Origin of the sequence: Streptosporangium longisporum, from assembly GCF_039534895.1 — a bacterium.
GTDB lineage: Bacteria > Actinomycetota > Actinomycetes > Streptosporangiales > Streptosporangiaceae > Streptosporangium > Streptosporangium longisporum.
This window is the reverse complement of record NZ_BAAAWD010000006.1, coordinates 117477-140048: the sequence shown is the minus strand read 5'-3', so window position 1 is coordinate 140048 and position 22572 is coordinate 117477. Positions and strand designations below refer to the sequence as shown.

The window sequence follows — 22572 nt, the reverse complement described above, 5'->3', positions numbered from 1 at the left end:
TTAAAGGAGGCGCGGCCCGTTCGGTTCGAGGAGACGCGGCCCGCTCGAAAGGACGCGGCCCCCGCCCGTGAGGCGAGGGCCGCGTCCGCGCGAGTGCGCGTGCGCGTCAGGGGACCCAGTGGTTGCCGGTCACGGTGATCATGACCTGGAGCTGGATGCTGGTCGAGTAGTAGTCGCTCGCGGTGAACGGGGTGTCGACCATCTTGGTCCACAGCACGTCCAGCCATGCCTGGCTGCCCGGGTCGGTCATCGCCGCCACCGCGAACGGGGCGAAGTAGGCCGGCTCGCTGCCGCCGGAGATCTGGGTGCCGTTGAGCGCGTATCCGATCGCGATGTTGTCCGGGTTCCCGCCGGTCTTGCCCTTGATCCAGGTGTTCAGCTTGCGCGCGGCGGCCAGCGACCTGGGGTCACCGCTGGTCACCGCGTCGTTGCCGATCCGCCACGGATCGCGGCAGGCGTTCCACCAGTACCGGCCGTCGTTGGCGTCCTCCAGCACCTGCCCGGGGGCGGGTCTGGGGTTGGTGTCGGTGTCGACCACGAAGTCGGCCAGCAGGCCGGTGTTCGGGGCGTGGGAGGCCTGCTGGGAGGCGATCAGGTTCTGGTGGTTGACGCGGACGGTGTCCCAGGTCGTGTCGCCGGTGGCCTTCCGGAACGCCCGGAAGTGGTCGATCATCCAGTCCGACGAGCGGCTGATCCAGTAGTACTGGTCGCCCGCGCTGCTCCAGTCGCCCAGCTTCATCAGCTTGGTGGTCGGGTTGACCTCACCGGCCTTGATGGCGTTGATGTGGTCGATCGCGAGCTTCCTGTAGTTGTACGTGCCCGAGCTGCCCCACTGCCGGTCGGCCAGGAGCAGGCCGTAGGCGACGTCCAGGTCGCCGTCGGTGGCCGAGTCGCCGCCGTTGACGCTCTGGCAGGCGGTGTTCTGCTCGGCGGCGAGCAGGCCGGGGGTGATCGACGACGGGTGGGCCAGCACGTACTTCACCAGGCCGTCGAAGATCTTCTTCGCGTCGGGGTCGGCGCCGGCCATCGTGGCGGTGATCACCATGCCGTAGCCCTGCGCCTCGGCCACGTAGGGGTGGTCGGCGTCGGGGGAGATGATCTGGTACCAGCCGTTGCCGCAGTTCTGCTTGACGAAGGCGGCCTTCCAGGCCCGGTAGTAGTCGATCACCTTCTGGTCGAGCGCGGCCACCGGGCCGCTCGGACGCAGCGTCCCGGCCGCGTACGGGATGGTGCGGGAGCCGAACGGCACGGCCGGGCCGCCGGGCGGCGGGGTGACCGTCGGCGTCGGGGTGGCGCCGCCCCGGGTGCCGTAGACCTCCATCTCGTACAGCGAGTAGCCGTAGGGGGTCCCGCGGGACAGGCCGTACATCCGCACGTAGCGGCCGGTGCCCGAGAGCGTCAGGTCGTCGGTGCCGCCGTTGCCGGTCGTGGTCGCGTACACCTGCGTCCAGGCCGAGCCGTCGGAGGAGACCTCGATCCGGTACGCGGTGGCGTAGGCGGCCTCCCAGAGCAGCCTGACCCTGGAGACGGTGGCGGAGGCGCCCAGGTCGACGCGGAGCCACTCGGGGTCGTGGCCCTCGGCGGAGGCCCAGCGGGTGCCGGTGGAGCCGTCGAAGGCGGCGGCCGGGAGCAGCGTGCCGTCCTCGTTCGAGGACGAGGTGGCCGGGCGTCCCTGGGAGAGCAGGGAGTCGGCGGCGAGGCCGGGCGGGGCCGCCAGGACGAACACCGAAGCGATCAGTGCCGAGGCCAGGGCCAGGATGAGGACGGTCGAGGGGTGTCGGAGACGCGGTCTCGCATGCACAGGGGGTGCCCTCTCTTCGATCATCTAGTTAGGAAAGGTTCCTAACTAGTGAAAGATGCCACCATTCCTACCATCCCTCGTCAAGCGCTGAAAGATCCGCATTCCCGGATGAGACGGGTGCGACCGGCCCCGCGGACGGGCACGGACGGGCGCGACCAGGCCCGCGGGCAGGGAGGGGCCGTCCGGGAGACCGGCGGGTAACGGGGGCGTTCCGCTGTGCCGGGCACCCCGCGGATGATTGAATCCGGGCATGTCGTTCGACGTGTTGATCAGCGGTGGTCTGGTGCTGGACGGCACCGGGGCCCCGGCCCACCGGGCCGACGTCGGCGTCACCGGGGACCGCATCACCGCCGTGGGCCGCCTGGACGGCGCCGAGGCCGCGACCACGGTCGACGCCGCCGGACGCCACGTGATGCCCGGCCTGGTCGACTGCCACGTCCACGGCGACGCCCTCGTCCTCGACCCGGACGTGCAGCTCGCCGCGCTCCGGCAGGGGGTGACCACGTTCGTGCTCGGCCAGGACGGGCTCTCCTACGCGCCGTGCACCACCCCGGAGACCTTCGCCTACGTCACCCGGTACTTCGCCGCGATCAACGGTTCCCACCCGCTGGCCGACGGGCCGCTCGGCGTGGCGGAGCTGCTCGCGGGCTACGACCGGGCCACCGCGCTGAACACCGCCTACCTGCTGCCGCACGGCACGATCCGGCACGACGTGATGGGCGCGGCCGAGCGGGCCGCCACGGCCGGGGAGCTGACCGCCATGCTGGCCCGCGTCGAGCGCGGCCTGTCCGAGGGGGCCGTCGGGCTGTCCACCGGCCTGGAGTACGCCCCGGGCCGCTACGCCGACGCCGCCGAGATCGCCGCCCTGTGCGCCCCGCTGGATCATCTGCCGTACGTGACGCACATGCGCGGGTACGGCGCGGCGGCCCCGGAGGGGATGGCCGAGGTGGCCGACATCGCCCGGCGCTCGGGCGCGGCCGTGCACGTCTCGCACTACCACGGCCCGGCCGCCACGCTGCTGCCGCTGGTCGACGAGGCCCGGCTGCGCGGGCTGGACGTCACCTTCGACACCTACCCCTACCTGCGCGGCAGCACGATCCTGGCGATGGTCGCGCTGCCCGGGTGGGTCCCCGCCGCCGACACCGCCCGCGCGCTGGAGATGCTCCAGACCCGGCCGATCGAGTGGGACGAGACGCTCTGGCCCAGGATCACCTTCTCGCACGTGCCCGGCGCCGAGTGGGCCGAGGGGCTGACCCTGTCCGAGGCCGCCTCCGGGGCCGGGGTGGAGCCGGGGGAGTTCTGCCGCAGGATCCTGATCGACACCCGGCTGGAGGCCGGGTGCGTGGTGGCCCGTCCCGACGAGGGCGCGGGCGGCGAGGAGTCGGTCCGCGCGATCCTGCGCCACCCGGCCCACACCGGCGGCTCCGACGGCATCTACGTGGGCGGCCACCCGCACCCCCGCGCGTACGGGGCGTTCGCCCGGATGCTCGGCCACCACGTGCGCGAGACCGGTGACTGGACCCTGGAGCAGGCGGCCGTCCACCTCGCCTCGCACCCGGCCCGCCGCTTCGGCCTCGAGGGCCGCGGGCTCGTCCGTCCCGGCCAGGTCGCCGACCTGGTCGTCCTGGACGCCGGAGCGGTCGCCGACCTGGCCACCTACGCGGCCCCGCGCACCCTGGCGGCGGGGGTCGGCAACGTCCTCGTCTCCGGGGTGCCGGTCCTGGCCGGAGGGGTGCTCACCGGAGCGACCCCGGGCAGGGCGCTGCGTCCCTGAGACGCGCCCGCGGCGTCGCCCGGCCGCCGACGGGACGTGCGTGAGACTCGTCCCCGAAGGGGGCGCCGTGAGGATAGGGTCCTCAGGGCGAACGAGGGGGACGTGATCTCCCATGCCCGGACATCGGCGGCCGATCGGCCACCGGGATCCCGGGGCGAGCACAGGGAGGGGCGGGGACGTGAAGGGGATCGTGGACCCCGGCGGGGCCGTGGGGACGTCGCTGTTCGGCGGGGCGTTCACCTTCCCCGTGATGGTGGCCCGGCGGAGCGCGCTGGAGCACAACATCGCCACCCTCGCCACCTTCACCCGCGAGTACGGGATGATCTTCGCCCCGCACGCCAAGACCACCATGTCGCCCGAGCTGATCGAGGCGCAGCTGGAGGCGGGCGCGTGGGGCATGACGGTCGCCACCCCCAGCCAGGCGCTCACCCTGCGCGAGTTCGGCGTCCCCAGGATCGTGCTGGCCAACCAGGTCTTCGACCCGGCCGGTCTCAACGCCCTGGCCGCACAGCTCACCGCGGACGAGACGTTCGAGTTCCTGTGCTTCGTCGACTCGGCCGCCGGGGTCGAGACGCTCTCCCGGCACGCGGGGACCAGGCCGTTCCGGGTGCTGGCCGAGCTGGGTCACCCGGGCGGGCGGGGCGGCAGCCGCACCCTGGAGCACCTGCTGGAGGTCGCCTCGGCGGCACAGGCGGCCGACGGGGTGGAGCTCGCGGGCGTCGCCGGGTACGAGGGCTCGCTGGGCTCGGCCGGGGAGGTCCGGGCCTACCTGCACCGGCTGCTGGAGGCGCTGGAGCATCTGCGGGTCCGCGACCCGATTCTGTCGGTGGGCGGCAGCCAGTGGTTCGACGTGATCGGCCGCGAGCTCGTCACCTGCCCGGCCAGGGTCATGCTGCGCAGCGGCGCCTACGTCTCCCACGACGACGGCTACTACCGCGAGCGCACCCCGTACACCCGGATGGACGGGGAGCTGCGCGCGGCCCTGGAGATCTGGGCGCACGTGCTGAGCGTTCCCGAGCCCGGCCTGGCCGTGGTCGGGTTCGGCAAGCGGGACGCGCCCTTCGACGAGGGCCTGCCGATCCCGCGCGGGGCCGTCGCGGACGCGACCGTGCTCAAGGTCCAGGACCAGCACGCGGTCCTGCGGCTCGCGCCGGGCTCGCCGGTCAGGCCGGGCGACCTGGTGTCGTTCGGCATCTCCCACCCGTGCACCGCCTTCGACAAGTGGCGGGTCATGCCCGTGGTCGACGACGACCACGTCGTCGTCGGCCTGCTGAACACCTTTTTCTGATGCCCGATGTCCTTCTTCCCATCGTTGAGGAGTGTTGTGAGATGAGCGCCAAGCAGGAACTGCGGACCGACGAGGGAGCCGCGCCGGTGGGGGCCTATTCGCAGGGCCTGGTGGTCGGCGACTTCGTCTACACCTCGGGCATGGGACCGCTGAGCCCCGAGACCGGCGAGGTCGTCGGCACCGACGTGGCGGAGCAGACCCACCAGGTGATGCGGAACCTCGGCGCCATCCTGGCCGCGCACGGGCTCGGCTTCGACGACGTGGTGAAGGCGACCGTGCACCTGCAGCACCTCAAGCGTGACTTCGCCGCCTACAACGAGGCGTACAAGTCCTACTTCACCCGTCCCTACCCGGTGCGCACGACCGTCGGCTCGGACCTGATGGACATCCTCGTCGAGATCGACTTCGTCGCCCACCGGCCGCGCTAGGGTTCGATCGGTTCCAGGGAGGGCGACGGCTTGGACAGCTCGCTATACGTCTACGTCGAGGACGTACGCGGGGAGGGCACGGAGGCGGTCCTCGACCGGATCACCGGGTACGGGGTGCGGGGGGTGACCGTGGCCGCGGCCTACCACCGCGCCCGCGACGTCACCCCGCACGGCCGCGCCCGGGTGACGGTCCGCAGGGACGGCGCGCACTTCGTACCGCCGGCCGACCTGTTCGACGAGCTGCGGCTGGTCCCGCCGCTCCAGGAGGGGGCCGCCGACGAGCCGCTGGCCGCGCTCCGCGAGGCCACCGCCGAGCGCGGGCTGGCGCTGCACGGCTGGACCGTCTTCCTGCAGAACACCACGCTCGGCCTGGCCGAGCCCGACGTGACCGTGCGCAACTGCTTCGGCGACCGCGGCTCGCCCGCGGACCTGTGCCCCTCCCACCCGGACGTGCGCCTGTACGCGGTGGCGCTGGGACGCGCCGTGGCCAGGCAGGGCGTCGACAGCGTGGTGGCCGAGGCGCTGCACTTCGGCACCTTCGGCCACGGCTACCACCACGAGCGCAGCTTCGTCCCGCTCGGGCCGATGGACGCGTTCCTGCTCGGCCTGTGCTTCTGCGGTTTCTGCATGCGCCGCGCCGCCGACCTGGGCGTCAACGCCGAGGTGGCGCGGGAGGAGTGCTCCAGGATCGTGGGCGCGGTACTCGACGGCGCCCCGCCCGCGCAGGGCGAGGTGACCCGCGCGGCGCTGACCGCGTACGCGGGCCCCGAGGTGGTCGCCTACGCGCGGGCCCGCTCCGAGACGGTGACCTCGCTGGTCTCCGACGTCTCCACCGCCGTCACCGCGGAGGGCTCGCGGCTGGTCTTCCTGGACGCCACCGGCGCGGTCAAGGGCTACAGCGACGGCCTGCCCTCCTCCGGGCTGGCGGCGCACGACTCCTGGCAGCTCGGCGTCGACCTGGTCGCCCTGGGCGACCTGGTGCCCTCGCTCGGCGTGCTCGCCTACGCCCGCGACGCGGGCAGGGTGGCCGAGGACGTGGTCGCCTACCGCCGCTCGACCGGCAAGGACAGAGAACTGCGGGCCGTGCTGCGTCCCGGCCTCCCCGACACCGACTCGGCCGAGCGGCTCGCCGCCAAGGTCCGCGCCGTGCGGGCGGCGGGCGCCGACGCGGTCGACTTCTACGCGTACGGGCTGATGCCCTACCCGATCCTGGACCGCATCCCGGGCGCGCTGTCCGCCTGACCGGGCCCGCCCTTCGGGGAGTCGTCGTCCTGTGACGGGCGGCCCTGTCCTGTGACGGGCGGCCCTTCGGGCGCCCTCGGAGGGCTCGCCTTCAGCGGGTGGCCGAGCCGTCCAGGACGGCGCTCACGACCTGGGCGGGGAAACCCTCGTCGAGGGGCAGGCCCCGGAAGATCGCGCGCAACCAGACCGCCCCGGCGAGCAGATCCATGATCAGCATGGGGTCGGCGGTGGCGGGCAGCTCGCCGCGCCGCCGCGCGCGCTCGAAGACCGCGGCCTCCCGCGCGAACCGGTCGGCGAAGAACCGCCGGGACGCCTCGGCCAGCTCGGGGTGGTGGACGGCGGCGCCGAGGGCGGCCACCGCGACGTCGGAGGCCGGGGGACGGGTCAGAAGTGCCACCATCCCCTCGACCAGGGCTTCGAGGTCCCCCCTGAGGCCACCGGTGTCGGGCGGCTCCAGGACGAGCAGGTCGGCCTCGACCAGCGCGGCGGCCAGCAGTGCCGCCTTGGACGGCCACCACCGGTAGATCGTCGTCTTGTTGACCCCGGACCGCTCGGCCACCCCCTCGACCGTCAGGCCCTCGTACCCCCTGGCGGCGAGGAGTTCGAGGGTCGCCCGGAAGATCTGCCGTTCGCTGCGCGGTGCCATGTACCCACCATAGCAACGCAACGGTGCGTTGTGTTCTAATCGAGGTGCCCGGAGCCCCGGAGTCCTGGAGCCCCCGGAGCTCCGGAGCTCCGGAGCCCTAGAGACCCAAAGCCCCGAAGCCCCGGAGACCCTGGAGGTCCGTCATGTCCCCTGTGCTCCCCATCGTCCTCGTGCACGGCATCCGGGTGAGCGCGACCATGTGGGACCCGGTCCTCTCCCGCCTGGACCGCCCCGCGACGGCGCCCGACCTGCCCGGCCACGGCACCCGCAGGGGTGAGCCGTTCACGATGGACGCGGCCGTCTCGGCGGTCGCCGACGCCGTGGACGCGGTGGGCGGTCGCGCCCTGGTGGCCGGTCTCTCGCTCGGCGGATACGTCGGCATCGCCGCCGCCGGACGTCTCCCGGAACGGGTGGCCGGGCTGATCGCCATGGGGTGCACGGCCCGGAACCCGGCCATGGCCCGTCTCTACCGGTTGGCCGCCTCGCTCGCCGCCCGCGACCCGGCCCTGGCCGACCGGCTCGGGGCGTTCGCGCTCCGCCGTCTCCTGCCCGGTCCCGCCGGGGAGGCGGCGGTGGCGGGAGGGCTCTCCAGCGAGGTGCTGCCCCAGGTCGTCGACGCGGTCACCGGCCACGACCAGCTGGCGGCGCTGGCCTCGTACCCGGGGCGGGTGTGGCTGGTCAACGGCGCCAGGGATCCGTTCCGGTCACAGGAGCGCGACTTCCTCCGCGCCTGCCGCGACGGGCGGCTGATCCTGATCCCCCGGCGGGGACACCTCGGCGTCCTGGCCGCCCCCGGCCCGCTGGCCCGCCTGCTGGGCGACCTGTGCGACCAGGTCGACCGGTGTGACCAGGCCGATCGGTGCGGGCGGGACCCGCACGTCCTGACCGGGCCGCCCCGTCAGGTGGAGCGGCCCGACAGCGCGGTCGCGACCCCCAGCCCCAGGTAGACGACCCCGCTGAGGTTGCCGAGCACACCCGACCTGGTTCTCAGCCGCCTGCCGAGGGCGTCCGCGCTCAGGGCGTAGATCAGGTCGGAGAGCAACCCCAGCAGCAGCAGGGTCCCGCCCAGGACGGCGATCTGCACCGGCACCGCGCCCGCCTCGGGGTCCACGAACTGCGGAAGGAAGGCCAGGAAGAAGAGGATCACCTTGGGGTTGAGCACGTTGACGACGACGCCCTCGAGGAAGACCGACCGCAGCGGCTGCGGCACGGCCTGTCCGGCCGTGAGCTCCTGCCTGCTCGTCAGCGCCCGGACGCCCAGGTAGACCAGGTAGGCCACACCGGCCCACTTGATCACGTTGAACAGGGTGGCGGACTGCGCGATCACGTACGACAGGCCGGCCGCCGCGGCCGCGATGTGCACCAGCGTGCCCACCTCCACGCCGAACGCGCTGGCCACGCCCGCGGCCCGGCCCTGCGAGACCGCGCGGGTGATGATGTAGATGTGGTTCGGGCCCGGTATCAGCACCAGGGCGAGGGACGCCAGCGCGAAGATCAGTAATGTGGACGGGGAGATCATGCCTCGACCCTAGGACCGCGCGGCCCGCCACGGTCAGGACCAATGCGCGGTCGCTTCAGCGGACCAATCGGCCCGGCCCGCCCTCCGGCAGCGGTCCGGCCGTGGCCTTGCGGGTCCCGGTGGTGGTCCCGATGCCCGGGGCGCCGGTGCCGGCCGATGTCCCCACGCCCGCCGGGATCCGGCGACGCCACCGGTGAGGGTCGGTGAGTGTCGGAGCAGCATGCGATACTCGCCGACGTGGGGTGGCGGAGCGGGCGGAGCGCGCTGATCGGGAGATCGAGGGAGCTCGATCGGCTGACCGCGGTGCTCGACGACGCCGCAGCAGGGCAGGCCGGGGTCGCCCTGCTGGGCGGCGACGCGGGCATCGGCAAGACCAGGATGATCGCTGAGCTGGCGGAGCGGGCGGCCTCCGCCGGATTCGCCGTGCTCATCGGGCAGTGCGCCGAGCTCGGCGACGTCCTGCCGTACCTTCCGCTGGCCGACGCCCTGCGCTCGGCGCGCGGGGAGCTCCGCGCGGCGCTGGACGCGCGGCCGGTCCTGGGCAGGCTGCTGCCCGGAGGCACCGACCCGGGCATGGAGAGCACCTCCGGCCTGACCCAGCAGCAGCTCTTCGGCTCGGTGCTCGGTTTCCTGTCCGCGCAGCCCGTGCTGCTGGTCCTGGAGGACCTGCACTGGGCCGACCAGTCCACCCGCGACCTGCTGGTCTTCCTCAGCCGGATGCTGCAGACCGAGCGCGTCTGCCTCGTCGGCACCTACCGCACCGACGACCTGCACCGGCGTCACCCGCTGCGCCGGGTCCTCGCCGAGCTCAACCGCCTGCCCTCGGTGACGTCGGTGGAGCTGGGGCCCCTCGACCGGCACGAGATGACCGACTACCTCGCCGCGCTGGGCGGCACCGATCCTCGCGTGATGGGCGAGGTCGTCGACCGGGCCGAGGGCAACCCGTTCTACGCGGAGGAGCTGCTGGAGGCCGCCTCCGAAGGCTCCTCGATGACCGACGGCCTGGCCGGCCTGCTGCTCTCCCGGACCGAACTGCTCTCCGACCCCGCCCAGCAGGTGCTCCGCGGCGCGGCCGTCGCGGGCCGCCGGGCCGACCACGACCTGCTCCAGCGGGCCTCCGGCCTGGACGACCTGGCCTTCGAGGAGGCCATGCGGGAGATCGTCTCGCGCGGCCTGCTCCAGCCCGACGGGGACTACGGCTACGCCTTCCGGCACGCGCTCCTGCAGGAGGCCGTCTACAACGACCTGCTGCCCGGCGAGCGGACCAGGATGCACGGGGAGTTCGCCCGGCTGCTGACGGCCCGGGGAGGTTCCGCGGCCGAGCTGGCCCACCACTACCTGGCCGGGCACGACCTGCCCGAGGCGCTGGCCGCGTCCGTGGAGGCCGGGCGCAGGGCCGAGCGGCTGGGTGCTCCCGCCGAGGCGCACCGCCACTTCGACCGGGCGCTCGGCCTGTGGGACCGGGTGCCGGACGCCGAGGACAGGGCCGGGATCGACCACGCGAGCCTGGCGGTCCGCAGCGCCACCACCGCGGCCGACAGCGGGGACAACCACCGGGCGATCTCCCAGCTGCGACGGCTCCCGCCCTCCGCCGAGATCAACGAGCGGCTGTCGTACATCCTCACCGACCTCGACGACGAGCAGGGCGCGATCGCCGCCGCGCACGCCGCCGTCGAGGCGGCCCCCGACGGGCCGCTGCTCGCCCGCGCGCTCGCCACCTATGCCCGCTCACTTCAGTGGAGCGAGCGGCACGACGAGGTCGAGGCCATGGCCGCCCGCGCCCTGGAGACGGCCCGCGCGAGCGATGCCGCCGACGCCGAGACCAGCGCGCTGATCACGCTCGCCGCGCTGGCCGCCCTCGCCGACGACATCCCCCGGGCCAAGGAACTGCTCGCCTGCGCCACCGCCGAGAGCTCCGGCAACCTCGCCGTCGACCTGCGGGCCATCTTCACCCAGGCCAGGGTCCAGTACGAGAACGGCGACCTCGCCGAGGCCGCGGTCAGCGCCGACCGGGGGCTGCGGCTGGCCTACGACAGCGGGCTCAAGTGGAGCACCTTCGGCACCGACCTGCGCTTCCTGCGCCTGCTCGTCCACTACGTCGCCGGGGAGTGGGAGGCGGCGGAGAAGGTGGCCTCGGGGTTCGCCGTCCGCGTCGGCACCCCGGCCGAGGCGCTCCTGTCGTCCTTCGCGCTCTTCGTCGAGGTCGCCAGGGGCCTGCCCGTCGTCGAGGAGCGCCTGTCGTGGCTGGAGCCCTTCTGCCCGGGTGACCCCCTGGTGAACGCCATGACCCGCGGCCTGGCCGCCGAGCACGCCCTGTGGCAGGGTGAGGCCGAGGCCGCCCTCGAACACGCCCGCGCGGCGATCGAGGGCCTTCCCGTCAACGACCCCGCCGCGATCCGCCTCAGCAGCACCGCCCTGTGGGCCCTGGCCGACCTGGGACGTCCCGGCGAGGCCGACGCCTTCCTGGAACGGGCCAGGACGCCCGCGGCCATCGGCCCCGGGTCCGTCCGCCGGGGGCCGCTCGGGCCCGAAGGGCTGGCCTGGCTGGCCAGGGCCGAGGCCGAGTGGCACCGCGCGCACGGCCGCCTCGACGTCGCGGCGTGGCGCGCGGTGGTCGAGGCGTTCGACTTCGGGTTCGTCTACGAGGTCGCGCGCTCACGCCATCGGCTGGCCGAGGCGCTGCTCGCCGCGGGGGACCGCGCCGAGGCGCAGCAGGAGTGGAGGCTCGCGGTCGAGGCCGCCGCGTCCCTGCGCGCGGAACCGCTCGGCGCGGCCCTGGCCGAGCTGGGCCGCAGGGCGCGCTTCTCCTCCGCGCCGTCGTCCACGGCCACCGAGGAGCCTGTCCCGGCCTCCGCACGGCAGGCCTCCGCGCGATCGGCCGCTGCGCGATCGGCCCCCGGGAGGGCGGCCCTCGGGAGGGCGGCGCCGCTCACCGCCCGCGAGCGGGAGGTCCTCGCCCTGGTGGCCGAGGGCCTGCCCAACCGCGAGATCGGCGAGAGGCTGTTCATCGCGCAGAAGACGGTCAGCGTGCACGTCTCCAACATCCTGTCGAAGCTGGGCGTCGCCTCCCGCACCCAGGCCGCGGCCGTGGCCCATCGGGACGACCTTCTCTGACGGGGGAGGACGCGGGGGTCCGCCGACATGTCACGACATGTCGGTAGGTGCACCGCCGTGCGGCCCGGAGGTATCCCGGCGTCGGCGTGCGTCCGGTGGCGTTCCGGTGTGGCGCGGGCGGTCAGGAGCCGTTCCGGCCGCTGCGCGCGGTCAGGGCCAGCTCCCGTACGACCTGGATCAGCTCGGCCGGGTCGAAGGGTTTCGTGAGGTAGGCGTCGACCCCGATGCCGAGGCCCCGCCGCTTGTCGTCCTCCTGTGCCCGCGCGGTGATCAGGACCACCTTGATGTGGCCGGTCCCCTCGCCGCTCCGCAGCCTGGTGGCGGTCATCCAGCCGTCCAGCCTGGGCATCATGACGTCCAGCGTGATGACGTCGGGCATCACGTCCAGCACCCGGTCCAGGCAGTCCTGCCCGTCGGAGGCCGTGTCGACCTGGAACCCCTCCAGGGTCAGGTTGACCGCGATGAGCTGCCGGATGACGTCGTCGTCGTCCACTACCAATACCCTGCCCAGAACCTCTCCCACGGGCGTGAGGCTAACCGCTCCGCCGCGTCCCCGCGCGGGTTTCCGCGGATGTCCACGTACCCGTATCGCGGGAGGCAGGAGTCGGGGGGCAGGCGGCGGGAGGCGGGGGTCCGCCTCGTCCGTCCGGTCCTCCCGTTCGGGCTTTCCCGTCCGCCCGTCCCGGGTGCGGCGTGCCTGCACCGCCCGGCGGGCCCGCGGTCGAACGGGTGGCGCGACCTCTCCGGCCTACGCGCGGTTCCCGGGTCCTCCGGCCGGTCCGTTCCCGCCGACGCCCCCGGCCTTCTCGGTGTCTTCGGTGTCCTCGGTGGTTCTCGTGTTCTCGGCCGGTCCGGTGCTCCCGGTCCCCCCGGTGCGTTCGGCCGCACCTGCCTCCTCGGTGAGCTTCGCCAGCATGACGAATCCGGGGCGGTCCACCGAGATCGCGGTCGCGGACAGGACGACGACCCCGGTCCCGGCCGCCCGGTCGATTCCGAGCCACGTACGGAACCCTCCCGTGCCGCCGTTGTGCCAGGTGACGAAACGTCCCTTCGTTTCAAGGGTGACCCATGCCGCGCCGATGCGTACCGCCCGCCCGGCGAACGTCGTCACGGGATCGAGGGCGGTGATGCCGGGAGCGCTGCCGTCCAGCAGGGCGGAGGTCAGCGTGGCCATGTCCCCGATCGACGCCCGGATCCCGCCCGCGGGCCCCAGTGCCTCTCCCGTCCAGGGCTGCTGTTCCCGGCCCGACCTGGACTTGCCTATGATCGCACCGGGTCGCAGCTCGTCCGGGGCCGAGGGGACGTAGAACACGCCGAGCCCGAGCGGCCCGGCGATCCGCTCGTTCACGAGCTCCCGGTAGGTCGTACCGGCCGCGCGCGCGATCGCGTGACCGAGCAACTCGAACCCGAGGTTGGAGTACCGGGGGCGCGGTCTCCCGACCTGTACCTCCCGGGCCTGGGCGAGGAGCTCGTCGAGGCCCTCGCCGTAGGGGTTCGTACCGTGCCTCCACAGGGAGAAGGTCCGCCGCCACGGCTCGGCGGACGCGGGCAGCCTCGGCAGGCCCGACCGGTGCGTGCTGAGCGACGCCAGCGTCACGTCCCCCGCGGGAACGTCCCCGAGGGGCAGGAAGTCACCGAGGGTCGATTCCGGGCCGATCTCCCCGCGGTCGAGCGCGTCGGCGTAGAGCAGGCCGGTCACCCCCTTGGAGATGGAGCCGATCTCGAAGTCCGCGCCGAGGGGAGCGCCCAGGCTCGTCACCCTCGTGCCGCCGGGGGAGACGGCCGCGGCGGCCACCACCCGGTGACGCTCACCGACCGCGTCACGGAGCCTCGCCGCGAGCTCCTTGTCGCCGTACGGGCCCGTCATGACCCGGCACCGTGCGAGCGGTGAGCGGCGCTCCGGTGAGCGGTGTGACCGGTGCCCCGGCGAGTGGCGTCCGCCCGCTCGGGGTCCTCCCTGAGCCGCGCCGTCGTCACCGGTTCACCTCGGAAGGCGATGGTCGTCATATCTGGCGTGGGTGTCATCCGCCGCGCACCGTTCATATGTCAACCCTAGTTGACGTAGCGATCCATGAGCAACCACGGTCACCGGTCCGAGGACGAACATCCCGGTCGGAGGCCCGTTCTGGTTATCCACAGAACCGCATTCGGCTTCTTGGGGATCAGCGCCTCCCGCGCATCCTGGGGCCTCGATCCTTCATCGAGCCCAGGAGGCCGTGCGTGATCACGAAATTCGCCACCGTCACCATCCTCTCGGCCGCCCTGGCAGGGGGCCCGCAGATCCCCGCGCCACATCTCCCCGCAGCCGTCTGCGACATCTGGGTCAGCCTGTTCCTCCCGTTCCTCCGGGCCGCCCCGCCGGGGGCCGTCCACCGGCTGCCAGAGGAGACACGCGCGACGCTCGCCCTGGCCTGTGGATCCACCTCACCCGCTATTTCCGCTCTGTCCGCTTCTCCGGCCGTGAACGGCGTCCGATCGGCGGTCCTCCCGGCTCGGGGAGGTGAGTGGCCGTCGGTCGCCACCCACCCGGAAGGCGGGTGGCCGGGGGAGTCCTCGCCCGAGGGCCGGTGGCCGGGGCGGCATACGGATGCGGACAGACGGCCCTTCGGGTTCACGGCCCCGGACGGAGGGCCGTCTGATCCCGCGACCTCGGGCGGAGGGTCGTCCGAGCCCACGATCCTGGACGGAGCGTCGTCCGAGCTCATGGCCCCGGACGGGCGGCCTGCGAAGCCCGCGACCACGGACGGAGAGGTGTCCGAGTCCTTGAGCGCGGGCCGGTGGCCGGAGGAGTCCACGACCGCGAGCGGGTGGCCCGCGAAGCCTCCGGTCTCCGGCGGACGGCCGACGACCTCGATCACTCCCGGCACGACATCCGCTTCCGGCAGGCCGTCTGCTCCCGGTAGGCCGGCTGCTTTCGGCAGGCCGTCCGGGCCCCTCCGGGGTGGGCAGGAGACGCTCCCCGGCACACCTGGGGCGACGTCCGGCGGGCCGGTGTCCTCGCGGAAGGGGAAGGCGTCCACCGACCGGCGGCAGGCGTCTCCGAAAGGAAGGCGGCCGTCGTCACGAGAACGCGCTCTTCCCTCACGAGGCGAGATCGCGGCCGCCGCGGCGCTCCGCCAGCTCGGCAGGCCGTACGTCTGGGGAGGCGGTTCGAGCACGGGCCCGACCGGCGGGGGCTTCGACTGCTCGGGCCTCGCCCTGCACGCCTGGTCCAAGGCGGGGGTCACGCTCGTCCACTACACCGGCACCCAGTTCAGGCAGGGCCGCAGGATCCCCTTCTCCCGGCTCCGCCCGGGAGACCTCGTCTTCTTCGGCAAGAACGTCAAGAAGGATCCCACCCACGTGGGCGTCTACCTGAAGGACGGGATCATGGTCCACGCCCCCAAGACCGGCGACGTCGTCAGAACCGTCGACTTCGCCGCCTCGCCCTACTACCGCTCCCTCTACCGAGGCGCCGTCCGCCCTTCTGTGAGCTGACCGCCGTTCCTTCCGGGCTCACCTCACCGCTCGTCCGTGAAGCGACCGTTCCTCGTTCCCGCCGGTCGTCCCCGAAGCGGCCGTGGCCCACACCGCCACCGCTCGCCCCGGAGCGATCACGGCCTGCTCCACCACACGCTCCAGAGCCGACCGGTCGCCCTCGCCGGACCGCTTCGACCCCTCCGGCAGCGGCCCGCCACCCCGCGGTTCCGTCGATCCACTGCTCCAAGGCGGTCCCGAGTCCCCTTGGTGATCACCGGTTCCCTATCTGAGTGTCGGTTCCCCCCAGGATGCTGGTAATGTAATCACGCGTTGGCCCCCTTAGCTCAGGGGATAGAGCACCGGCCTCCGGAGCCGGGAGCGCAAGTTCGAATCTTGCAGGGGGCACCAACCGAAGGCCAGGTCAGAGACTCTCTGACCTGGCCTTTCGCTTGTCCCGGTGATGCTCCGGTGCCGCACTGGCAGGTCCCGCCGATCACCGTCGTGGAACGGCTCGCGGCGGCGACCGAGGCAGTCCTATCGGGAAGCGTCGTAGACGGCGACCGACCAGGGCTGGGGGCGTGTACCGATCCGGGCGGCGAGCGCGTCCGCGGTATTCGTGTGGAGCTTGTACCTCCCGTCACACGACGCCTTGCGACAGCCGTACTCGTCGGGGGGCGAGATGATCGGTGCGTCCGGGGGGAAGACCCAGAACGTGACCGTGTGGGTGCGGCTCGTCCAGCCGGGCTCGTGGCTCTTGTCGTCGAAACGGCTGCGCGTGCCGTCGGGACCGCAGATACCGCGCGCCTCGCTCAAGACGTGTTTCCGGGGTTCGGAGGCCAGGACGAAAGAGCCCGGCGCGGAGCAGCGCAGCACGATCGCTGTCCTGGTGCTGGTGGGGCGGAACCTCAGCGTGACCTTCGTCGCCGTGCTCCGCGCCGTCTTCGAGCGAAGAAGCGGGAGCCCTTCGTACGTGGCCGGTGGCTTGACGGACGGCGCGGGCAGGACGGACGTGGGCGGCGTGGACGGAGACGGGGCGATGGGAGACGGAGCCGTCAGGCCGCCGGTCATGGTGACCACGGCGAAGGCCACGACGGCCGTCACCGCGGCGCAGGCCAGTGCCCAGGTCCAGCCGGGACGTCGCCTGGAGCCGCGATGACCGGTCGGCCGCCGTTCCTCGGCGGCCAGCCGGTCACGCGCGCGGGCCACCACCTGGGACGAGGGAGGCGGTACGTCCGGAACGGCCCGCCCCAGCAGGCTGATCTCATCCATCGTGGGCCTCCTTCAGGGGGTTCGCGTCGCCCAGGGCCTTGCGCAGCTGCCTGCGCGCCCGGTTCAGCCGGGACGCGACGGTCCCGTACGGGATGCCGAGGGCGGCGGCCACCTCCGCGTGGCTGAGGCCGCCGAGAGCGAGGAGGAGGACCACGTCGCGGTCACGCTTGGCGAGACCGGCCAGCGCTCCCGCGAGCCTGCCCGTCACCTGCCGCGCGGCCAGCCTGGTCGTCACCGGGCCTTCGGGTCCCTCCTGGTCGTCGGCCGCCTCGGTACGGCTGAGCGTCTTCCATCGGCGTACCTCGTTCCGGCGGTGCCCGGCCAGGAGGTTGGTGGCGATCCCGTACAGCCATGGGCGGATCCCGCCTCGGGCGGGGTCGAAGCGGTCGCGGTCGCGGAAGGCGATGAGGAAGGTGTCGGCCGCGAGGTCGTCGGCGGTCTGGGCGTCCAGCCGCCGGGCGATGTAGCGATGGATCTCGGCGAAATGAGCGTCGAAGACCCGGCCGAAATCCTCGTGCGGCGACCACTCGCCGATCCCGGCCTGCGGCCCGGGATCAGGATGAGCGATCATGTGTGTTCCTTTGCTCGGGAAGGATGACACACCTTGTTGGCCACGGGCGCGGAACGCTTTCACGCGGGACGCCGGGTCATGAGGGCTCATGCCGGCCCAGGACCAGGCCTCAAGCCCAAGATCCCAGGCCCGGACATGGATCCATGTCCGGGCCCAGGTTTCAGGCCCAAGATCTCAGGCCCGGGCCCGGGTACGGATCCATGTCCGGGCCCAGGTTTCAGGCCCGAGATCGCGAAGTGTCGCCGGAGGTCTGGCCGATCGTCAGGCGGACGAGCTCGCCCGGCTCCGGTCCGGCCTGGGCTGCCAGGTCGCCACCCGGCCTCCAGAACCCCGAGCACCCGGCCGTGTGCTCGAAGCCGCCACCGGTCGGTCCCGCGAAGCTCGCCACCGCCACCCAGACACGGTGATCGGTGGCGATCCGCCGCGCTCTCTCCTGCTGGACCGCCACCTCCGCCGCCTGGTGGACCACCCCGGCCACATAGACGTCGATCCCCAGCGCGGTGGTGTCTTCGGCATGCTGCGCGATCATCAGGTCCCGGCAGATCGCCAGTCCCAGCCGCAGGCCGTTCACCTCGATCACCTCGTACCGCTCCCCGCAGGCGAACCGTTCCTCGCTGGAGTGCACGTTGACCTTGCGATAGGCCACCCCGGCCCCGTCGCCGTCCACCGCCAGCATCGCGATGTACTCACGCCCCTCTTCCACGATCGGTGCCCCGACCAGGGCCAGCGCCCCCGTCTCCGCGCAGGCCTCCACGATCGGCCTCAGCCTCGGGTCCTCCACGGTGATCGCCGGAGCGTCCAGGTGGTACCCCGTAAGTGACAGTTCCGGAAATATCACCACCCTGGCCTCTGCTCTTCGCACCGTCTCCGCGTGCCGTACCGCGTTCTTCTCCACGTCGTACGGCACACAGTCCGGTTGAGCCACCGCGAGCACGAGCACAAGGACCTCCGAAGAAGGGATCACCACGGGCGACCCGGATGGCGGTCATCCTTTCATCGGGGCCGGGACCATCGGAGGCCGGGGACCGTCGAGGACGGGGACGTCCTGTCGAGGACCGGGGCGTCCTTCAGGACGAGACGGTCACCTCAGGACCAGGTCACCTCAGGACCAGGTACCGCAGGTGAGTGGCGTGGCGGGACTCGATCACCTCGGTGCGCTCCAGCCGGATCTGACGGCCGAGGTGCTCGAACAGCCGCGTGCCGCCGTCCAGGATCACCGGGGCGACGTGCAGGAACAGCTCGTCGACCAGCCCGGCCGCCAGCGCCTGCCGGATGATGCCGGCGCCGCCCATGATGTGCACCGGCCTGTCCCCGGCGGCCTCGATCGCCTGCTCGACGGCGCGCTCGACGCCCCCGGTGACGAACGTGAACGTGGTCTCGCCCTTCACGACCACGTCGTGCGGCCGGTGGGTGACCACGAACACCGGCAACCGGTAGAACCCGTTCTCGGACTCCCAGCCTCCGGTCTCGTCGTACACCTTCCGGCTGGTGACGACCGATCCGGCGAGCTCGCGGTCCTCGCCGATGGCGAGGTCCATGCTCCGGTCCTCGCCGACCCAGGCGTGGAGGACGTCGCCGCCCTCGCCCAGGCCGGGGTGGCGGTCGAGGTTCGGGCCGGTGACGAAACCGTCCAGTGACATCGAGATGTTCGCCTCCACCGTGGCCATGGCGACTCTCCTTCGGATCGGCGGGACGCGGCCGTCGCATCCGCGGCCGTGCTCCGGTACGTACGTTCTCGGGTCCGTTCAGGCGTCGATCGGCGTCACCCGTTCTCTGCGCCTGCCCGTCGTGAAACGGGACTCACCCCGTCCCGGCGGCCACTCCCCGTACCGCCCAGGCCCTGGCGGAGAGGTGGACGGAGCCGTCCGGCCGGACGGGCAGGCGGGTGCGCAGGAGATCGCGCAGGGCGTGGCGGTGCTCGTCGTCCAGGGACGCGACATATCCGGGGGCCGCTCCCTGGCCGCCGAGGAACGGCGTCCAGTAGTCGTCGAAGCCGGTGAACACCGTGGGCACCTCGATCGCCCGTACCGTCACCTCGCGCAGACCGGCGTCCGTCCACAGGCGGGCGAGAGGATCGGGACGGCAGAGGGGGAAACGCCGCATCTCGTCGGAGGCGGCCGTGTCCGGGCGGAGGGCGACGGCGGCGTCCCAGAAGTACCGCATCATGCCCATGCCCTCGGCGTAGTCCCAGACGTAGGCGGCGACCACACCGCCCGGCGCGGTGACCCGGGCGAACTCGGCCGCGCTGCGCTGCGGGTCGGGCGTGAAGTTGAGCGCCAGGCCGCTCACCACGGCGTCGAGACGACGGCCGGGCAGTGGCAGTGATCCGGCGTCGCCGGCGCAGAAGGCCGACCGGACGTCGACGATCCGGGTGCGGGCGTGGGACAGGAACCCCTCGGAGGTGTCCACGCCCAGGACCCGCACGGGATCCGTCATGGCCAGGACCGTCTCGGTGAGCGCCCCGGTACCGCAGCCCACGTCGGCCCATCGCCGGCCGGGGGGCACGTCCAGCCACCGGAGGAACTCCTCGGCGACGGGACGGCTCCACCGGCCGACATAGGCCTCGTACGCGTCACCGACCACCCATGTGTCACGCCTCATACGAGGAGACGATACGACGGTTCGGCGACGGGGACGGGTCAGGGATCAGACCGCCTGGCAGGAGCCTCCGTTGAGGGCGAAGTAGGTGGGTTCGGTGGTGTTGCCGGTGTGGGTGGCCTGGAAGCCGATGGTGACGGAGCCGCCCGGCGCGAGGGTGCCGTTCCAGCCCGCGTTGGTGGCGACGACCTGCGAACCGGTCGCCGCGTACGACGCGTTCCAGCCGTTGGTGAAGGTCTGGCCGGAGGGCAGGGTGAACGCCAGCCGCCAGCCGTTGATCGCCGAGCCGCCGGTGTTGGTGATCGTGACGCTGGTGGTGAACCCGCTGTTCCAGGAGTTCATCACGTACGCCACCCGGCACGAGCCTCCGGGGCTCGGCGTGGGCGTCGGGGTCGGGGTCGGCGTCGGGGTGGGCGTGGGGGTGGGTGTCGGGGTCGGGGTGGGAGTCGGGGTGGGGGTCGGGGTGACGCCGCCGTAGACGGTGGCCTCCCTGGCCGTGGCCTTGATGCCGTTGGCGCCGTTGAAGATCCGCTGACCCCAGGTGGTGAGCCGGGCGGGGTCGAAGTCGAGCGCCATGTCCAGGATGGGATCGGTGTTGCCGCTCCAGGACCAGGCGAGGTAGCCCAGGCCCCGCGACACCGCCTCCGACAGCAGCGTCTCGTGGTTCACCTCACCGGCGTTGAACCGCCAGCCGAACTCGCCGATCACCAGCGGCCACCCGTTGGCCTTGAACCGGTCGAGATAGTCGGTGATCGACGTGGCGGTGTTGAACACGGCGTACATGTGGATGGACAGCACGGTGTTGCGCAGGGTGTCGGCGTCCAGGACCGTCTGGGCGTTGTCCCGCATGACGTACTGCCAGTCCTGGCCCCAGTTCGGCGCGTCGACCATCAGCAGGTGCTGGAAGCCGTTGGCGCGCATCTTCTTGATGGCGGCGGTGGTCGCGCCGGTCCACTGGGCGGCGTTGGTGTTGCCGATCGGCTCGTTGCCGATGTTGATGACGACGTGGTTCTCCTGGCCGACCAGCGCGCTCTTCTGGCTGATCCAGTAGTCGACGGCCTCGTCGAGCGAGGCGGCCGCACCCTCCTCGCCGTACCCGGTGGTGTCGTGCACCTCCAGGACGCAGATCAGCCGGTTCTGCTTGCACAGTGAGATCACGTCGGCGACGTCGTTGGACGGGCCCCACCGCTTGCCGGTGCCCAGCACCACGCGCACGGTGTTGGCGCCCAGCGCCTTGACGTCGGCGAACGACGAGGTCCGGCCCGTGTACCAGACGTGCGGGTGGTTGACCCCGCGCATGATGAACTTCTGGCCGTTCGCCTCGACGATGTCCGTGCCGCTGACGTGGAGCCCCACGGCCGCGTGCGCGGGCTGAAGGCCCGTGAGCATGACGGCACACAGGGCTACGGCCATGGCGACGAGTGCCGCGCCGGCCGTGGAAAGCCGCCGTATGGATCCCATCGAATCTCCTCGCTGGTTCTTCGCAACGGCCGGCGACGCGTCGACGACCGAGGGCCTGGTGGAAAGCCCCCCAGAATGTAGGCAGCGCCACCGGCGCTGTACAGCCGCCGCCGTACCGCCCTTCCACGCCCCGTACGCCCCGTCCCTCTCCTCGGCCGTCACGGCGGTGCTGAGCTGGCCGGAACCCTCCACGACACGACGGGGAAGATCCGTCAGGGACCCGTCAGGCCCTGAAAATTCCACGCCGTACGGGTGTCACGACGCGTCCGCGACGTCGGACGGGGACGGTCCTTCGCCGAGCGGCCGGCGCACCGGGACGTGCGCCACGTCCGATGACCCCGGCGACGGCCCGGCGTACCCGGTCCGCAGGACCGGAACGTCCCGGGACGCGTCCGTGACCGGCGAAGGGGCCGGACGCGTCCACGGTGCCGGGGTGTGACATGTTGAGGACAGTTGAGGACAGGGAGCACCGATAGGAGGCACACGTGACGCACGTCCTGCGGGAGATCGCGAGCCAGCCCGAGTGCTGGCGGCAGGCGCTGGAGCTCGGCGCGGCGAACCCGGCGGGCCTGCCGGAGACGGGCGAGCGCGTCGCCGTGATCGGGTGCGGGACCTCGTTGTACATGGCGCAGGCGTACGCGACCCTGCGTGAGCGGTCGGGCCAGGGGGAGACCGACGCCTTCCCCGCCTCGGAGCTGCCGGCGCGGCGCTACGACCGGCTGGTGGCCATCACCCGCTCCGGCACCACCACGGAGGTGCTGCACGCCCTCGGCGCCGCGGGCGACGTCCCCACGATCGCCCTCACCGCCGACCCCGCGACCCCGGTCTCGGCGGCGGCGAGAACGGTGATCGCGCTGGAGTTCGCCGACGAGCGCTCCGTGGTGCAGACCCGGTTCGCCACCTGCGTTCTCGCCCTGCTCCGCGCGCACCTCGGGCAGGCGCCCAACGACCTGGTCGCGCAGGCCGAGACCGCTCTCACCACGCCGCTGCCCGAGGGTGCGCTCACCCGGCGGCGATTCACCTTCCTGGGCCGCGGATGGACCGGCGGCCTGGCGCGGGAGGCCGCCCTGAAGCTCAGGGAGGCCGCCCTGGCCTGGTCGGAGGCGTACCCGGCGCTGGAGTACCGGCACGGGCCGATCAGCCTCGCCGACGAGGAGAGCCTGGTGTGGTTCTTCGGCGGTCAGGAGGAGCTGCTGGACGACGTGGCCCGCACCGGAGCCCTGACCACGGTCACCGCGCTCGACCCGCTGGCCGACCTGGTCCGGGCCCAGCGGCTCGCCGTCGAGCTCGCCCGATCCCGCGGCCTGGACCCGGACAGCCCGCGCAACCTCACCCGCTCGGTGATCCTGCCCTGACGCCGTGACGCCGTGACGCCGTGACGCCGTGACGCCGTGACGCCGTG

Annotated in this window: 19 protein-coding genes and 1 tRNA gene; 9 read left to right on the top strand and 11 right to left on the bottom strand. The window is 72.7% G+C overall.

The features are described 5' to 3' along the window. Positions 1-106 precede the first annotated feature (106 nt). Complete coding sequence (locus ABD832_RS04845) at positions 107-1801, bottom strand: glycosyl hydrolase family 8 (protein ID WP_344888933.1); 1695 nt, start codon at positions 1799-1801, stop codon at positions 107-109. A gap of 250 nt (positions 1802-2051) precedes the next feature. Between ABD832_RS04845 and ABD832_RS04840 the strand changes: the two genes are divergently transcribed. The 4 genes from ABD832_RS04840 (at position 2052) to ABD832_RS04825 (ending at position 6533) form a co-directional block, all read left to right on the top strand. Then, a complete protein-coding gene (locus ABD832_RS04840; RefSeq protein ID WP_344888930.1) occupies positions 2052-3575 on the top strand; it encodes an N-acyl-D-amino-acid deacylase family protein in 1524 nt (507 codons plus the stop codon). A 178-nt stretch (positions 3576-3753) separates the two neighbouring features. Continuing rightward, positions 3754-4863 carry an alanine racemase gene (locus tag ABD832_RS04835; RefSeq protein ID WP_344888927.1) on the top strand — a complete coding sequence of 370 codons (1110 nt, stop codon included), beginning with the start codon at positions 3754-3756 and terminating at the stop codon, positions 4861-4863. A 41-nt stretch (positions 4864-4904) separates the two neighbouring features. Beyond that, positions 4905-5291, top strand: a complete 387-nt coding sequence (locus ABD832_RS04830) for a Rid family detoxifying hydrolase (protein WP_344888924.1) — start codon at positions 4905-4907, stop codon at positions 5289-5291. A gap of 30 nt (positions 5292-5321) precedes the next feature. Continuing rightward, positions 5322-6533: a hypothetical protein gene (locus ABD832_RS04825; protein WP_344888921.1), complete on the top strand. Its 1212-nt coding sequence runs from the start codon at positions 5322-5324 to the stop codon at positions 6531-6533. 91 nt (positions 6534-6624) lie between these two features. Here the strand turns inward: ABD832_RS04825 and ABD832_RS04820 are convergent, their stop codons facing one another. After that, positions 6625-7179, bottom strand: coding sequence for a TetR/AcrR family transcriptional regulator (locus ABD832_RS04820; protein WP_344888918.1), 555 nt, complete (start codon positions 7177-7179; stop codon positions 6625-6627). A gap of 143 nt (positions 7180-7322) precedes the next feature. On the opposite strand from ABD832_RS04820, the gene ABD832_RS04815 reads away from it, so the two are divergent. Beyond that, complete coding sequence (locus tag ABD832_RS04815; protein WP_344888915.1) at positions 7323-8126, top strand: alpha/beta fold hydrolase; 804 nt, start codon at positions 7323-7325, stop codon at positions 8124-8126. On the opposite strand, the gene ABD832_RS04810 is transcribed toward ABD832_RS04815, so the two are convergent. Continuing rightward, positions 8078-8698: a LysE family translocator gene (locus ABD832_RS04810; RefSeq protein WP_344888912.1), complete on the bottom strand. Its 621-nt coding sequence runs from the start codon at positions 8696-8698 to the stop codon at positions 8078-8080. The genes ABD832_RS04815 and ABD832_RS04810 overlap by 49 nt on opposite strands. Before the next feature lie 207 nt (positions 8699-8905). Between ABD832_RS04810 and ABD832_RS04805 the strand changes: the two genes are divergently transcribed. Then, on the top strand, positions 8906-11812 hold the full coding sequence (locus ABD832_RS04805; RefSeq protein ID WP_344888909.1) for a helix-turn-helix transcriptional regulator: 2907 nt from the start codon (positions 8906-8908) through the stop codon (positions 11810-11812). Between the two features lie 121 nt (positions 11813-11933). Here ABD832_RS04805 and ABD832_RS04800 read toward each other — a convergent pair whose 3' ends face one another. Beyond that, a complete protein-coding gene (locus ABD832_RS04800; RefSeq protein WP_344888907.1) occupies positions 11934-12335 on the bottom strand; it encodes a response regulator transcription factor in 402 nt (133 codons plus the stop codon). A 225-nt stretch (positions 12336-12560) separates the two neighbouring features. Further along, on the bottom strand, positions 12561-13679 hold the full coding sequence (locus ABD832_RS04795) for a serine hydrolase domain-containing protein (protein ID WP_344888905.1): 1119 nt from the start codon (positions 13677-13679) through the stop codon (positions 12561-12563). A 1124-nt stretch (positions 13680-14803) separates the two neighbouring features. Between ABD832_RS04795 and ABD832_RS04790 the strand changes: the two genes are divergently transcribed. Both ABD832_RS04790 and ABD832_RS04785 read left to right on the top strand, forming a co-directional pair. Beyond that, positions 14804-15289 (top strand): C40 family peptidase, encoded by a 486-nt coding sequence (locus ABD832_RS04790; protein WP_344888902.1) that lies wholly within the window; start codon positions 14804-14806, stop codon positions 15287-15289. 315 nt (positions 15290-15604) lie between these two features. Then, positions 15605-15679 (top strand) — tRNA-Arg (locus ABD832_RS04785). A gap of 126 nt (positions 15680-15805) precedes the next feature. On the opposite strand, the gene ABD832_RS04780 is transcribed toward ABD832_RS04785, so the two are convergent. The 6 genes from ABD832_RS04780 to ABD832_RS04755 form a co-directional block, all read right to left on the bottom strand. After that, on the bottom strand, positions 15806-16540 hold the full coding sequence (locus ABD832_RS04780; RefSeq protein ID WP_344888899.1) for a hypothetical protein: 735 nt from the start codon (positions 16538-16540) through the stop codon (positions 15806-15808). Beyond that, positions 16533-17111: an RNA polymerase sigma factor gene (locus tag ABD832_RS04775; protein WP_344888896.1), complete on the bottom strand. Its 579-nt coding sequence runs from the start codon at positions 17109-17111 to the stop codon at positions 16533-16535. The genes ABD832_RS04780 and ABD832_RS04775 overlap by 8 nt, the downstream gene beginning before the upstream one ends. A 217-nt stretch (positions 17112-17328) precedes the next feature. Continuing rightward, positions 17329-18051, bottom strand: coding sequence for a carbon-nitrogen hydrolase family protein (locus ABD832_RS04770; RefSeq protein WP_344888893.1), 723 nt, complete (start codon positions 18049-18051; stop codon positions 17329-17331). A gap of 157 nt (positions 18052-18208) precedes the next feature. Further along, complete coding sequence (locus ABD832_RS04765; protein WP_344888890.1) at positions 18209-18778, bottom strand: dihydrofolate reductase family protein; 570 nt, start codon at positions 18776-18778, stop codon at positions 18209-18211. Between the two features lie 133 nt (positions 18779-18911). Continuing rightward, positions 18912-19712 (bottom strand): class I SAM-dependent methyltransferase, encoded by an 801-nt coding sequence (locus ABD832_RS04760; RefSeq protein ID WP_344888887.1) that lies wholly within the window; start codon positions 19710-19712, stop codon positions 18912-18914. A gap of 45 nt (positions 19713-19757) precedes the next feature. Further along, positions 19758-21170 (bottom strand): cellulase family glycosylhydrolase, encoded by a 1413-nt coding sequence (locus ABD832_RS04755; protein ID WP_344888884.1) that lies wholly within the window; start codon positions 21168-21170, stop codon positions 19758-19760. A 485-nt stretch (positions 21171-21655) separates the two neighbouring features. On the opposite strand from ABD832_RS04755, the gene ABD832_RS04750 reads away from it, so the two are divergent. Next, on the top strand, positions 21656-22525 hold the full coding sequence (locus tag ABD832_RS04750; RefSeq protein WP_344888881.1) for an SIS domain-containing protein: 870 nt from the start codon (positions 21656-21658) through the stop codon (positions 22523-22525). Positions 22526-22572: the final 47 nt, after the last annotated feature.